Genomic DNA, 14,144 nt, shown 5'->3' on the forward strand with positions numbered 1-14,144 from the left:
ATTATGAATATTATTAAAAAGTTAATAGTCATTATTTTTGTAATTGCTTTCCTATCATGTGAAAAGACTATAGATTATGATGGGAGTCAATTTGGGAACTTTATGGTGCTAAATGCCAATCTAAATGCCGATTCGCTAATATCATGTGGCATTAGTAGTAGCACCAACTTATCAGAACCTTATAAGTTTATAGTAATACAGAATGCAGAAGTAAAACTTTATAAAGATAAAGAGTTTGTCACTAACATGGTATTTGTTGATGAATCAGAATATGTACCTGATGGGAATGAAGGTGCCCAAGATTATTATGGTGTAGATTATAGTGTAAGCAAATATATACCAGAAGATGAGGTGTATGCAATTAAGGGCGCCGAATATACAATAGAGGTTCAGGATAAATCTTTTGCTCCTATTTCGGCAAGTACACATATTCTAGAGCCTGCAAATGCTGAGATTGTATCTGTTGATATATCGGAGGATGAAGACTATTATGGTTGGAGTAGTTCTTATTTAAAAATGAAGATTAAAGTACATGACTTTTCGGGAGAGGATTATTATAGGATCGTAATTAATTCCCCTGTTATAATATATAATTACGAAACAGGAGAAACTTTATTGAGCTTACAAAAGCGACCTTATTCCGGATACCTTGAATCTGACGACCCTGTACTAAATTTTAATAAAATTAGCGAGAATGAATTTGAAGATGTCCCTTACAATTCTTACGGTATATTTAATGATTTTTTATTTGATGGAGATAGTTATATTTTAAGTCTTCAACTTTATAATGAAAGTTCTGGACTTTCAGAAGTGGATAAACAAATGTATTTAGAAGGCATTGAGGTAGATATTCAGAAAATTACCAAGGGATTATATCGATATTATAAATCAGTTGATGAATCGACTTATTACGGCGATAATCCCTTTTCAGAACCCGTTAAAATATATTCAAATGTAGAGGGAGGAGCAGGTATATTGGGTGCTTCTACATCAAACATCTTAAAATTAGTGCGAGAATAGTAACTTGTTAGATCTTCAAATAATTAATTTTATCTACTAGGCAAGTAGTAAAAATAGGCGCCTTGTTATAGCGAGTTGTCATCCCAATTAAAATTGGGTCATAACGAATGTATGATAGTACAAAACTTTTTTTTACCACAAAATCTCAAATAAAAACTTGGTAAACTTTGTGCCTCTTTGGTGAAATAAATAGGCCCTGTCACTGGTAGGCATGTAGAACCTATGTTGATGTTTGGTAAGGCCATTAATGAACGAAGAAGATAGCGAAGTAGGTTATTATTTTTACGGTTTAAATACTAAGTTCAATCATAAATTTTCAGAGGTGGATAGGTTTTTTAACGCACATTGTGGGTATAACGAACAACGCTTAGTGAGGTAATGAAAATCAAAATCCCACTGAAACATTTTCAGTGGGATTTTTTGTTATTTATTAAACCAATAATGCTAAAAAGTAATTCTGCTTGTTAATATACTAATTTTTATTGTTTACAAGCTCTACTTTTGGTTCATCTTCGTTTTTTTCTCCATTCCACCAAAAAGTATACGTTTTGTCAGAATTGCTTATTGGTACTTTTTCACCAATGAGGGGAGTAATAATATGAAAAGTTGTATCCTTATGTAATTTTGTAATTTCTGATAATGGGGTATCCCAATCGTGGTTGGCTAAACTAAATTTTCCTGAGTGTCCGGGTAAAATGGCCTTTGCATTGAGGTCTTTGGCAGCTTGTAGTACTTCGTTAGGCATCATGTGTATATACTTCCAAGCCTCGTTATATTGGCCATTCTCCATAAGTGCTAAATCAAAAGAACCAAACTGTTTGCCTATTTCAAGTAAGTGCGTATCATAACCGCCATCGCCCCCAAAAAATAATTGAGTACTTGGGCTCTGAAAAACAAAGGCTACCCATAAACTTTGGTTGCGCTTGAATCCTCGTCCTGAAAAATGACGGGTAGGGGTAGTGTGAACCACAAACCCTTTATCGAGTGTGGTTTTATCATTCCAATCCATTTCAATAATGGCTTCCTTTTTAAATCCCCATCTATCAAAATGAGAACCAACTCCTAATCCGCATACAATTTGCTTAAGTTTTGGTTTCAGGGCCATAATTGTTTCATAATCTAGGTGATCCCAATGGTCGTGGGTAATAAACAAATAATCAATTTCAGGAATGTCGCTATAGGCATATACATCAGTACCTTCAAATGCTTTTGTAGTTATCGGAATTGGCGAAGCTGCGCCACTAAGCACAGGGTCGATTAATATTCTTTTACCATCAACTTGTAAAAAGTAAGAAGAGTGTCCAAACCAAACCAAAATATTCTCTTCAGGACTCAAATTGTGCAAGTCAATTTTCTCAGAGGGTATTATATCAGAAGGTTTTCTTTTTGATTTATCAGAGAAGATGGCCTCTTTAAGAACGCCCCATATGCTGTGCCCTTCGGCTAAACTAGGCGTATGACTTAGATTTTTAAACTCACCATCTCGATAGTTGGGAGATGCTTTAATGCGCTCTAAGCGTTCGCCACTCGGAAGCTTTCCAAACTTTTTTTGCTGCATAAATAGGTAAGTAGCCGCTGCAAAACTCACTATTATTATAAGAATAATCATCATTGCCTTTTTCATTTGAATATATTTCTATTGCTTTTTTATGGAGAGGGTTGACTTCAATAAAATGCAATGTTAAAATCATAAATACTATCTGTATCTATAAAAACTGCATAAAACTATTATAAAATATTATATGCTTTAGGTATTATTATACTGGAATAAGGATATTGAGCTCTGTAATGTTCAAATTGATTTACGAAAAGACTTATTTACCACTAAACTGCTTCTTTATTAGTTAAGGATAATGAAACCTAGTGCATTATTTTACTATTTGTATTGCCCCGTATTCAGCATCCATCTCATTTACAGGTGCGACATGATTTTATACAGTTTAGAGAAACCGTTTTTTTCTCTTATTTTCGCAAACAGCATAACAAAAACTTACTAGGTAAGTATACCTGAATATTAAGAAAAACACAACATATGTCTGTAAAAGAAACCAAGGCCGAAAATGGCGGAATGATTAATAAATTCTTAAATATAGTTGAGCGAGCAGGAAATGCTTTACCACATCCTGCAACCTTATTTGCCATTTTATCGGCTACTATTTTAGTACTTAGCTTTGTAATGAGTTTGTTCGATCCGCAGGTAATCCATCCGGGTACGAAAGAAACCATAAAGGTGGTGAACTTGCTTTCTAAGGAAGGTTTAGATTTAATATTAACTAGAACAGTAACTAATTTTACAGGTTTTGCACCTCTGGGTACCGTATTGGTGGCCTTATTAGGTATTGGTATAGCTGAAAGCTCGGGCCTTATAGGAACCATGTTACGCTTGGTAGTATTGAAATCGCCTGCTAAAATATTAACCTTTGTGGTTGTTTTTGCAGGGGTTATTTCAAATACAGCTAGCGAAGTAGGTTATGTGTTATTAGTGCCTTTGGCTGCAGTAATATTTTTAGCTGCTGGGCGCCATCCTTTAGCAGGATTGGCAGCGGCTTTTGCTGGGGTATCTGGAGGATATAGTGCCAACTTACTTTTGGGTACTGTTGATCCACTCTTGGCTGGGCTTTCGCAAGAAGCAGCACAAATTATGAATGAAACTTATACGGTTAGTGCGGCTAGTAACTACTACTTTATGTTTGTATCTACCTTCTTAATTTCGGGATTAGGGACTTTAGTCACTGAAAAAATTGTAATTCCTAAGCTAGGATTGTATACCGGTGATGCCGAAGCTGAAGATATTCATCCGCTAAATGCCGCAGAAAAGAAAGGACTTTTTTATGCTACCATTGCCACGCTGATTATGGTGCTTGTAATGGTATGGGGATTATTACCTGAGGATAGTTTTATTGCTTTTAGTGGGTTTTTAAGAGAAGCAGGAACAGGCAGTATTTTAAAATCGCCCTTCCTAAAAGGTATTGTAACTATAATATTTGTTGTGGCTGCTGTTGCGGGTATTGCTTATGGAGTAGGAGCCAAAACCATTAAAAGCGATGCGGATGTAATGAAGGGCATGGGTAAATCAATGGAAACCCTTGGCTCGTATATTGTTTTGGTGTTCTTTGCAGCTCAGTTTGTAGAATATTTTAAGTGGACAAATATTGGTTTGATTTCAGCCATATCGGGAGCCGAGTTTTTACAAAGCATTAAACTAACCGGCATACCACTTATGATAGGCTTTATATTAATAGCCGCCTTAATTAACATCATCATGGGATCTGCTTCGGCTAAATGGGCCATAATGGCGCCTGTGTTTATTCCTATGTTTATGATATTGGGTTACTCACCTGAGTTTACACAATTGGTATATCGTATTGGCGATTCGGTAACCAATATTATATCCCCAATGCTGAGTTACTTTGCCCTAATTGTTGCATTTATTAATCAGTACGATAAAAAAGCAGGTATCGGAACCGTTATTTCCATTATGCTCCCTTATTCAATTGTGTTCTTTATAGGATGGAGTATTATGCTAGCCATTTGGATGGTTTTAGGCTTACCAATTGGCCCAGGAGCACCTTTGCATTACGGAGGATAGTTTTTATAGAGTTATAGAATGTTCTCTCAATAATAAAAAAAAGAGGCTGTATGGTAAGTGTATTATACTTATCATACAGCCTTTTTAGTGTTTTGTAATAGTCTATTATCTAAAGTCTAAAAATCTAATCGTTTAACTTATTCTTTTTAGGTTTACACAACCTTCCCTCTTTATTTGAAGTAGCATCGCATTTTTTGCACATGTATTTCTTTGGTTTCGGAAGCTCCTCACATTTTTTCTTCAAGCCCTTTTCTTTGCACTTCTTATTACCCATAACTTATCAATCAATAGGCATTCATTTAAAGTTTCACATCTCTCTTCTGCCTGAAAACTTGTAAACTTAAAGTTACCCCTTCTTAATTTCTTGTTCAACGTGTTTTAATTTAATACTCACAGCATATTTCTCCTTAAGGTATTTTGCTAAATTTTCGGCAGAATATACCGAGCGATGCTGTCCACCTGTACAACCAAAATTGACCATTAAATGTTTAAAACCACGCGAAATATATTTTTCAACCGATTTAGATACCATGTTATACACGCCATCTAAAAATTCGTGCATTTCGGGTTCTTTTTCAAAGAAGTCTATTACAGGCTGATCTTTACCCGTAATTTGTTTATAAGCTTCATATCTACCAGGGTTATGGATGGCTCTACAATCAAAAACAAAACCTCCGCCATTACCGCTCATATCAAACGGAATACCTCTTTTATACGAGAAACTATTGATAGTTACCGTTAGGGAATTAATTTGCTTTAGTTTTTCGTTTTGCGTTAGTGAGCGTAACACTTTTGTAAGCTCAGGTATTTCTAATGGAAGCGGGTTGTTTTGTAATAGTTTAGTGATGTTTTTTAATGCATACGGTATACTCTTTAAAAAATGCTCTTTTTTCTCGTAAAAACCTCTAAAACCATAGGCACCCATTGCTTGCATAATACGAATGTATACATGCGCATAAAACAAGTGGCTAAACTCAGTTTCATCAACCTTGTGGTATTTTTTTAGTTCGGTAAGATAAGTTTGAAGTAATCCCTCACGCACATCGTTGGGTAAATCGGCTTTGCCATCGTAAAGTAGCGAGGCTAAATCGTATTGCAGTGCACCTTTGCGTCCGCCTTGGAAATCGATAAACCAAGGTTCGCCATCCTTAAGCATAATGTTTCTGCTTTGGAAATCGCGATACAAAAAGAAATTTTGTTCTGCTGATAATAGGTAATCCATCAGCGTATTAAAATCGTCCTCAAGCTTTTGTTCATCAAAAGATATCTGCGCAAGCTTTAAAAAGTAATATTTAAAATAGGATAAATCCCAGTGCATCGATTGTCTATCAAAAGCCTTACGGGGGTAGCATAAATCGTAATTTAAGCCCTTGCCACCCTTCAGTTGAAATTGCACCAACTCGCGAACCGTTTTTTGATATACCTCAATCAACTCATCAGGAAAAACCTCTTCAATACGTGTTTTTTGCAGATAATCGAAAAGGGTAATGGTGCCTAAATCCTCTATTAAATAGATGTTTTCAGCATTCATACGCGTATAAACCTTGGGCACGCGCAAGCCTTGTTCTATAAAGTGATCGGTAAAACCCAGATAAGCATCATTCTCTTTGGTATCGGCATTGTAAACGCCCAAAGCACTTTTGCTACTTCCGCTTATGCGGATGTACTCGCGGTACGAACCCGATGGTGGTTGGGTGCTAATACTTTCCACTTCTTGCCCCGACCATTTGGTAAATAGTTCCATTAGGAGGTGTTGCTTATCTAATTGCATATACTTGTTTTTTATTCCGCTTAAAAAAGCGAAGATAGAATCTAGTATATAGATCCGCAAAAAAAGCTTGCACTATTTGATATTGTAGGTACTGTTTTCTAGCGCTACTTTATATAGTTGCGGTGAAAATAAACTTGGTTCCACATTTTGGCGCATTTTTTATACTCACTTATTATTTCTGTGAGTTTGATTAGCAGATTGTCTAGTATGCATTAGTGTATAGTTGTTTATATGGTAATTAATGTAATTAGCGTAAATTAATTGGCACTTAGTGTAAATGGAAAAACTATATGCAAACGTTAGGGTTTATTATAAATAACCTAAAATAATTATATAAAATTATGATCATTAATATTTTTATGAAGGCTGTTAAAGAAGACGGCACAATTAATCTTTACCTAGCCGACAATGAGGGCGATATGGGTAAAAATAACTTAACAACTAAAGCTAAAGATGGCGATCAAATTGTATGGAAACTAGCTAATGAAAGTTCCATAAAAGAAATCACAGGTATTTCTAAAAAAGAAGGCAGTAAATCTGTTTTTAGTGAGGGACCTGCAGCCAAGAGTAGTACCGAATGGACCGCTACGGTTGCTGATGATGCTGTAGGTGTAGAATCTTACAATATTGATTTTGTCTATGAGGATGGAACGCCTGTTCATGTGGATCCATTGGTTGATGTTCCACCTGCAGGATAGTATTTTAACAAATGAAATACTATTGTGGTTAGATTTATAAAAATATGGATATTCTCTTTGATAGTATTTCATTTTTTTTCTGTTAATGCAAATATTGATAGTTTAATTTATTTTTGTAATAAAGACTCAGGCCAAGTGTCTTGGAAATTGTTATATTCTCGATATAAAGAAATATCTTTTTATTCAAATGAAGTAGCAATTAAAATTTCATATGCCAATAAAGCTCATTTATTGGCACAGCACTACGGAGATCATGTGCTGGAGGGATCTGCCTTAGTGTTGTTGAGCCGAGGATATCAATTAGCTGGGAATAATATAAACGCATTATTAGCTTTAGATAAAGCACAAGTTAAACACGAAATAGTTGGATTTAGGGAGGGTGTGGCTGATTGCTTATTTCGTAAGGCTGGAGTTTATCAAAAGATTAACGGTTTCGCTAAATCGGAAGAAACTTATTTAGTCGCCATTGATGAACTTTTGGAGCTTGATTCTTTGAGATGTGCGGCCGCAATATGTAATCTCGGTGAGTTATATCGAGAATGGGGAAAACCGAATAAAGCACTTTCTAAACTACAAAAAGCAGATAGTTTATTTACTCAACTGAATAATATATCATCAACAGCCTACACCAAAGGAAATATTGGTCTAGTTTACATAGACCTCAATAAACCAGATAGTGCCAAAGTTAATTTACACAAAGCCATTGCAATATTAGAACCTACGGGAGATAATTACGCGGTGTCTGCCTACTTAGAAGGCTTAGCACGCTTAGTCATTGCCGATGGTGATTTGGAAAAAGCAGAACAATTGGCTCAGAGGAGTTTACGCTTGGCTAACGAGTACGGATTAAAAGAACAAATACGCGATGCCAGTTTGTGTTTATCGAGTATATATAGTAGCACCCAAAACTATAAAGAAGCTTACCATCATCATAATAACTATGTAATTTATCGCGATAGCCTAGTAAACGAAGATACCATACGCGAAATTGCCAACTTACGTACTAAATACGAGGTGGCACAAAAACAGAAAGAAGTAGATGATTTACAAAATAAAAAGAGCAAGCACCAATTGTTGCTTGTGGCGTTACTTATAATACTTGTTTTATTAGGCATACATATATTTCTTTTATACAAAAATCGTAAGCAGCGTAATCGCGATAAATTATTACTTGAGGAGCAACGTAATGCCTTATTAAAATCAAACGATACCAAAAATAAGTTCTTCTCAATACTCTCGCACGATTTACGCAGCCCCATTGCTACCTTTAATAGCTATGCCGAATTACTTAATTATTATATTAATACCAATGAAATTGAACAATTACCCAAATTGGTGCAAGAACTAGAGCGTTCATCGAGCAGTGTTATGCATTTGCTTGATAACCTACTACAGTGGGGTATGGTTCAAATGCAAAACATAAAAATAGAACGACAGCAAATTAAGGTTATACAAGTTTTTAAAGAAGAATTGCATCACCTGAACTCCATTGCTTTGGCAAAAGATATTCAGATACAATTCAATATAGCCACCGATATTGAACTTTTTGTAGATAAGGCCTATTTTGCCATGACGCTTCGAAACCTTATTAGCAATGCCATTAAATTTACCCCAAAGGGAGGCTTTGTTTGTGTGAGTACTTACCGCGAAAACAATAGTGTTATTATTAAGGTGGCCGATTCTGGTGTTGGTTTAGATGAGGATGCTTTTAAATTGCGTCTTAAAAGCGGTGAAATTTTAAGTACCTACGGCACCAATAACGAAAAAGGACTTGGTTTAGGGATGCAATTGGTTTGTAGCTTTATTAATTCGCATAATGGTAGCATTGATGTGGAAAGTAAGTTAGGAAAAGGTGCTACGTTTATTTTGCATTTGCCTATGGTTTAAAGGTAGGTTCCCTAGTTGTAATAAAAAGATATACAACCAGTCATTTGTTTATAGTAAGCCTAGCTGTTCAATTTTAATTGTATTCTGTTTTGTAGTTATATAAAGAAGGGTGTTTGTAGTCTATTCTGTAGCGCGTAAAAATTTGTAATTTATTTACTGTATAATAACGGAGCTATAACTCCTGTGCAGCCCGTTATATGGGCATAGTTGCATGTATTTACTACATAGGCTCAATGTTAAATATTCAGACTGCAGTGTGTTTTTTTTAACAATAGGTTTTCTGTAAACATAAAATTACTATTTTTAGCCTCGTTTTTAATAATTAAAACCTAAAACCATATGAAACGGAACCTATTATTAAGCGCTATAGCAATACTAATATGTATATCCTGTAGCAAAGAAGATTTAAAAGAAACTCATAGCAATGAGGATTTAGAAGAAACACCAACAGCAGATGTTACCATTAGCATGCGTGCTGTAGATACAGGCACAGAAATTACCCTTGATCTTTGGGATACACAAGGTAACACGGGTACTCCAATGATTGAAACTAAAGCAGAACCCAACTTTATTATCAGATGGGAGTTGGCCGAGGATAGCAAAATAAATAAAATACTCAATATTTATAAAAAGGAGCATAGTGCTGATATTTTTGAGGTGCAACCTTACCGTGTATCGCATGGTATTTGGGAAGCTAAAGTAGCCCCCTGGGCAGCTAACAGCATTGAGTACAATATCGATTTTGAATATGAGGATGGGAGTATAGTTATCATTGATCCTATTATTGAGATTCCTCCGAAAGACTAAAACAATAAGTGTAAACAATTTAAAATTTAATTTATGTCATTGAAAATTCTTTTGAAAGCCGTAGAAAAGGACGGAAAAATAGACCTTTGGTTGAGTGATAATGAAGGTAATATAGGAGTAGATGATCTTAGATCAGTAGGAGGTCGTGGTCAAAAGGTTAAATGGAAATTAGCTAAGGATAGTAATATTAATAAGATTCTAAATATTTATAAGAAGGAAGATAGCGAAGAAGTCTTTAGTGTAAAACCGCATAAAGTGACTGATAAGAAATGGAAAGGGGTTATTGATAAGGATGTTGAGGGAGATGAAGCATATAATATTGACTTCGAATATAAGGATGGGTCAAAGGTAAGTATTGATCCAGTTATAAGTGTGCCACCTAAAGATTAATAATTTTGAAAGGAGAGATTTGGTCTCTCCTATAGTTTACTTGTGAAGTTACTTTTAAAGATATATTTCGGGTTAACACTCCTTTTCTGCGGAGGAATTGGTGAATTTAGTTTTGCCAATACTAAAGAGTTATATTCTGTTTCTGAATTATTAATCAAGTATAGAACATATTATGACACCTTTTACAAAATAGAAAACCCTAGCCAAAGATATTTGTATGCGGATTCAGCTTTAATTATTGCGGTTAAGTTAGATGACAAGGAAAGAGTGGCTAGGGCTATGCTTTTAAAGGCCTTAACGCATAGAGTGCGAGGAGATTTTTTTAAGGCAATGGATTGTGCACAAGAAGGTCTATTTATATATGATAAACTCAACGATTCAAAAGGAATAGCTGCATCTTATCTTGAAACTGGTAATATATATTACCAAAGTAAAGAAAAGAGGAAAGCAGAAGAATGGTATAAAAAGGCCTTAAATGCATTTAAGTATATTAACGACTCTCTTAGATGTGCTGCTGTAAACCTCAATTTAGGAGAATGTAAAAGAGATTGGGATGAGCCAGATTCTGCCATATATTTTAATAAGAGAGCAAGCAAATTATTCCAAAAAGCTAAATATAGTCAGGGCGTTGCATACGCAAAAGGAAATATGGGATTGGCATTTATTGACTTAATAGAGTTGGATAGTGCAAAAAAATATCTTGATGAAGGGGTGAAGCTTTTAGAGCCTTATAAGGATAATTATGCTATCTCATCTTATAAAGAAGGGTTGGCAAGAATTTATTTAGAAGAGAAACATTACTCAGATGCTATTAACGCTGTTATTAGTAGTTTCCTTTTGGCTAAAGAACATGGTCTAAAAGAACAAATGCGAGATGCTAGTTTGACCCTAGCTAATATTTACAATGCACAAAAACAATACGATAAAGCTTACCAAAAACATTGTGAATATGTAGCTTACCGCGATAGTATTAATAATGAAGAAACGGTGCGTAAAATTGCAAATCTCCGCACCAAATACGAAGTTGCTCAAAAACAGAAAGAAGTAGATGACTTGGTAAATCAAAAAGAGCGTTACACTATAATTGGTATTTCATTATTTGTTGTTTTGTTTTTGTTATTAGCACATGTGGCGCATTTGTACCGTAACCGCAGATTACGTAAGCACGATGCCATTATTTTAGCTAAGCAGCATAAAGAACTAGAGATTGCCAACGATACAAAAAATAAGTTTTTCTCCATACTCTCCCACGATTTACGTAGTCCCATAGCAACCTTTAACAGTTATTCAGAAGTACTCAACTATTATTTGGAGACCAACGATTATGAGCAAATACCCGAATTAGCCAAAGAGTTAGAGCGTTCTTCGGCAAGTGTAGTGCAATTGTTAGATAACCTATTGCAGTGGGGGGTTATTCAAATGAAAAACATAAAGATAAACAAGGTTAATGTGCCTATTCTGCAAGTGTTTCAAGAAGAATTGATTCACATACAACCCATTGCCAACTCTAAAGACATACAAATACAATCGAATATAGCCAGCGACCTAGACTTGCACGTAGATAAGCCATTTTTTGCAATGACTATGCGTAACCTTATTAGTAACTCCCTAAAGTTTACCAAAGTTGGCGGTTTTATAACCGTAAGTGCCTATCGCGAAAAAGACCATATTATTGTTAAAGTAGCTGATACAGGTATTGGTTTAGAAGTAGCCGATTTTAAAAAGCGCCTATGCTCAGGTGATATTGCAAGTACCTACGGCACAAACAACGAAAAAGGTTTAGGTTTAGGCCTTCAATTGGTATGTAGCTTTATAGAGTCTCATGGTGCCGAAATAGATGTTGAAAGCATCATAGGTAAAGGCACTACCTTTATCTTAAAATTTAAGAATACTATTCTTTCCTAATTTTCCCCCTTGGCGAAGGGGGTTATCTTCAAAGTCTTCGTGTATTAATAATTTAGGGGGATTGACTCTAAATATCCAAAATCCCCCAAAGCCTGTAATGCGATAAAATCCTTTTCAAGCCAGCCCCCTTTTTCTAAGGGGGAATGAAAGTTATATTCTTTGCGATATATAATTGCTATTGCTAAATTTATAAACATGACCCTAAGTAAAAAACAACTTAAACTCTTTGCCAGAGACCTTAGGAATGATTCAACACCAGGTGAGATTATTCTTTGGAAGAATGCACTTCGAGCAAAACAGATGTACGGTTACCAGTTTAACCGACAATTTTGTATACAAAACTATATCGTGGATTTTATAAGTAGAAAACTGAAGTTAATTATCGAGGTAGATGGTTACTCTCATCAATTTAAGATAGAGGAAGATCTTGCTAGGGATAATTTGCTAAATGATTTGGGGTATGTAGTATTAAGAATTCAGGAATACGATATTAAAACTGATTTCCCAAATGTATTAAGGCTTATTGAGTCGGTAGTTTTAGATCAGAAGCAGAACTTAGGTTTGTAGTATTAATGACTGTTCCTCTTTTCCCCCTTCGCGAAGGGGGTTGTCTTCAAGTTCTCATAGTTTAATATTTTAGGGGGATTGACTTTATGAGATCAAAAATCCCCCAAACCCTGCAATGCCATAAAACCTTTTTCAAGCCAACCCCCTTTTTCTAAAGGGGAATGAATTCTTAATATATAACACTTTTCCCCCTTGGCGAAGGGGGTTGTCTTCAAAGTCTTCGTGTATTAATAATTTAGGGGGATTGACTCTACAATATCCAAAATTCCCCAAAGCCTGCAATGCTATAAAACCTTTTTCAAGCCAACCCCCTTTTTCTAAGGGGGAATGAAATCTCAATATATAACACTTTTCAACCTTGGCGAAGGGGATGTCTTCAAGTTCTCGTGTATTAATATTTAAGGAGGATTGGCTCTACAATAACCAAAATCCCCCTAACTCTGTAATGCTATAAAACCTTTTTCAAGCCAACCCCCTTTTTTTTAAGGGGGAAGAAATATGTAAAATAGGTAAGCTGTAATGGCCTTATTTATAGGGGTGTTTGGAGCATGGTTGAAAAATATTGTATTTTTTTTTAATCCTTTTTGAACCTTTTATAATACATCCTGTTTAACCTATGAAATTTAATAAAGATATAGAGGTCTTAAATACCTCTACAAAAATATAACTAAACAAATACAACTTAATTATGGCATTCGAATTACCAAAATTAGATTACGCATACGATGCTTTAGAACCACACTTTGATGCACGCACAATGGAAATCCACCACAGCAAGCATCATGCAGGATATACAAATAATTTAAATGCTGCTATTGCAGGTACAGATTTAGAAGGTAAATCAGTTGAAGATATTTTAGCTTCAATTTCGTCTCAATCAGCAGCTGTTCGTAATAACGGAGGTGGCTTTTATAACCACGAGTTATTTTGGAAAGTACTTAGTCCAAACGGAGGCGGTCTTCCAACAGGAGATGTTTTAGCAGCTATTGAAAAGAGCTTTGGTTCTTTCGATGCTTTTAAAGATGAATTCTCGAAAGCAGCAGCTACACGTTTCGGATCAGGTTGGGCTTGGTTAGTGCAAAAGGAGGATGGTAGTTTAGCCATTACATCAACAGCAAATCAAGACAATCCACTAATGGATATAGCAGAAGTGAAAGGTACTCCTGTTTTGGCTTTAGATGTTTGGGAGCACGCGTATTATTTAAAATACCAAAATTTACGTCCAGATTATATTTCAGCATTTTGGAATATTATTAATTGGGATGAGGTTGCAAAAAGATTAAAGTAAAATATAAAGATATGTTGAGCATTACCTATTGCTCAATGTTGTTCATAGAATTAATAGGTTAGTTTGTTTATTTTGTCTGGGTAATGTGGGGCTTTCGAATAATGATTCGAAGCCCCATTTTTTTGTTTATAAGACTCAGGTATACATAGAGTCATTGATAAATTTTTATCTGCAATATCCGCTAATAGCATTTACTAATGCTTACTTACTAAAAACTAAAGA

Annotated in this window: 11 protein-coding genes; 9 read left to right on the forward strand and 2 right to left on the reverse strand. The window is 35.2% G+C overall.

Annotated elements, in window-relative coordinates; all coding sequences use genetic code 11:
* Window positions 1-3: 3 nt before the first annotated feature.
* Window positions 4-1,020 carry a DUF4249 domain-containing protein gene (locus A8B35_RS05095; RefSeq protein WP_075602302.1) on the forward strand — a complete coding sequence of 339 codons (1,017 nt, stop codon included), beginning with the start codon at window positions 4-6 and terminating at the stop codon, window positions 1,018-1,020.
* A 472-nt stretch (window positions 1,021-1,492) separates the two neighbouring features.
* Here A8B35_RS05095 and A8B35_RS05100 read toward each other — a convergent pair whose 3' ends face one another.
* Complete coding sequence (locus A8B35_RS05100; RefSeq protein WP_075602303.1) at window positions 1,493-2,644, reverse strand: MBL fold metallo-hydrolase; 1,152 nt, start codon at window positions 2,642-2,644, stop codon at window positions 1,493-1,495.
* 408 nt (window positions 2,645-3,052) lie between these two features.
* On the opposite strand from A8B35_RS05100, the gene A8B35_RS05105 reads away from it, so the two are divergent.
* On the forward strand, window positions 3,053-4,609 hold the full coding sequence (locus tag A8B35_RS05105; protein WP_075602304.1) for an AbgT family transporter: 1,557 nt from the start codon (window positions 3,053-3,055) through the stop codon (window positions 4,607-4,609).
* A gap of 346 nt (window positions 4,610-4,955) precedes the next feature.
* Here the strand turns inward: A8B35_RS05105 and A8B35_RS05110 are convergent, their stop codons facing one another.
* Entirely contained in the window at window positions 4,956-6,380 is a 1,425-nt protein-coding gene (locus A8B35_RS05110) for a RapZ C-terminal domain-containing protein (protein ID WP_075602305.1), read from the reverse strand.
* Window positions 6,381-6,721: 341 nt separating this feature from the next.
* Between A8B35_RS05110 and A8B35_RS05115 the strand changes: the two genes are divergently transcribed.
* The 7 genes from A8B35_RS05115 to A8B35_RS05145 all read left to right on the forward strand — a co-directional run bounded on the left by A8B35_RS05115 (window position 6,722) and on the right by A8B35_RS05145 (window position 13,922).
* The gene (locus A8B35_RS05115) at window positions 6,722-7,078 is read left to right on the forward strand and encodes a hypothetical protein (RefSeq protein ID WP_075602306.1); all 357 of its coding nucleotides are present in this window, start codon (window positions 6,722-6,724) and stop codon (window positions 7,076-7,078) included.
* A gap of 135 nt (window positions 7,079-7,213) precedes the next feature.
* Window positions 7,214-8,965 (forward strand): tetratricopeptide repeat-containing sensor histidine kinase, encoded by a 1,752-nt coding sequence (locus A8B35_RS05120; RefSeq protein ID WP_139314816.1) that lies wholly within the window; start codon window positions 7,214-7,216, stop codon window positions 8,963-8,965.
* A 339-nt stretch (window positions 8,966-9,304) separates the two neighbouring features.
* Window positions 9,305-9,772, forward strand: coding sequence for a hypothetical protein (locus A8B35_RS05125; protein WP_075602308.1), 468 nt, complete (start codon window positions 9,305-9,307; stop codon window positions 9,770-9,772).
* 33 nt (window positions 9,773-9,805) lie between these two features.
* Window positions 9,806-10,162 (forward strand): hypothetical protein, encoded by a 357-nt coding sequence (locus tag A8B35_RS05130; RefSeq protein WP_075602309.1) that lies wholly within the window; start codon window positions 9,806-9,808, stop codon window positions 10,160-10,162.
* 42 nt (window positions 10,163-10,204) lie between these two features.
* Complete coding sequence (locus tag A8B35_RS05135; protein ID WP_075602310.1) at window positions 10,205-12,067, forward strand: tetratricopeptide repeat-containing sensor histidine kinase; 1,863 nt, start codon at window positions 10,205-10,207, stop codon at window positions 12,065-12,067.
* 195 nt (window positions 12,068-12,262) lie between these two features.
* Window positions 12,263-12,634, forward strand: coding sequence for an endonuclease domain-containing protein (locus A8B35_RS05140; RefSeq protein ID WP_075602311.1), 372 nt, complete (start codon window positions 12,263-12,265; stop codon window positions 12,632-12,634).
* A gap of 688 nt (window positions 12,635-13,322) precedes the next feature.
* On the forward strand, window positions 13,323-13,922 hold the full coding sequence (locus A8B35_RS05145; RefSeq protein ID WP_075602312.1) for a superoxide dismutase: 600 nt from the start codon (window positions 13,323-13,325) through the stop codon (window positions 13,920-13,922).
* Window positions 13,923-14,144 lie beyond the last annotated feature (222 nt).

Source organism: Saccharicrinis aurantiacus (assembly GCF_001660705.2).
Taxonomy (GTDB): Bacteria; Bacteroidota; Bacteroidia; order Bacteroidales; family Marinilabiliaceae; genus Saccharicrinis; species Saccharicrinis aurantiacus.

Coding starts and splice junctions, on each gene's coding strand:
- A8B35_RS05115 (WP_075602306.1), top strand. CDS start 6,722: ATGATCATTAATATTTTTATGAAGGCTGTTAAAGAAGACGGCACAATT.
- A8B35_RS05125 (WP_075602308.1), top strand. CDS start 9,305: ATGAAACGGAACCTATTATTAAGCGCTATAGCAATACTAATATGTATA.
- A8B35_RS05140 (WP_075602311.1), top strand. CDS start 12,263: ATGACCCTAAGTAAAAAACAACTTAAACTCTTTGCCAGAGACCTTAGG.
- A8B35_RS05130 (WP_075602309.1), top strand. CDS start 9,806: ATGTCATTGAAAATTCTTTTGAAAGCCGTAGAAAAGGACGGAAAAATA.
- A8B35_RS05105 (WP_075602304.1), top strand. CDS start 3,053: ATGTCTGTAAAAGAAACCAAGGCCGAAAATGGCGGAATGATTAATAAA.
- A8B35_RS05110 (WP_075602305.1), bottom strand. CDS start 6,380: ATGCAATTAGATAAGCAACACCTCCTAATGGAACTATTTACCAAATGG.
- A8B35_RS05095 (WP_075602302.1), top strand. CDS start 4: ATGAATATTATTAAAAAGTTAATAGTCATTATTTTTGTAATTGCTTTC.
- A8B35_RS05145 (WP_075602312.1), top strand. CDS start 13,323: ATGGCATTCGAATTACCAAAATTAGATTACGCATACGATGCTTTAGAA.
- A8B35_RS05100 (WP_075602303.1), bottom strand. CDS start 2,644: ATGAAAAAGGCAATGATGATTATTCTTATAATAATAGTGAGTTTTGCA.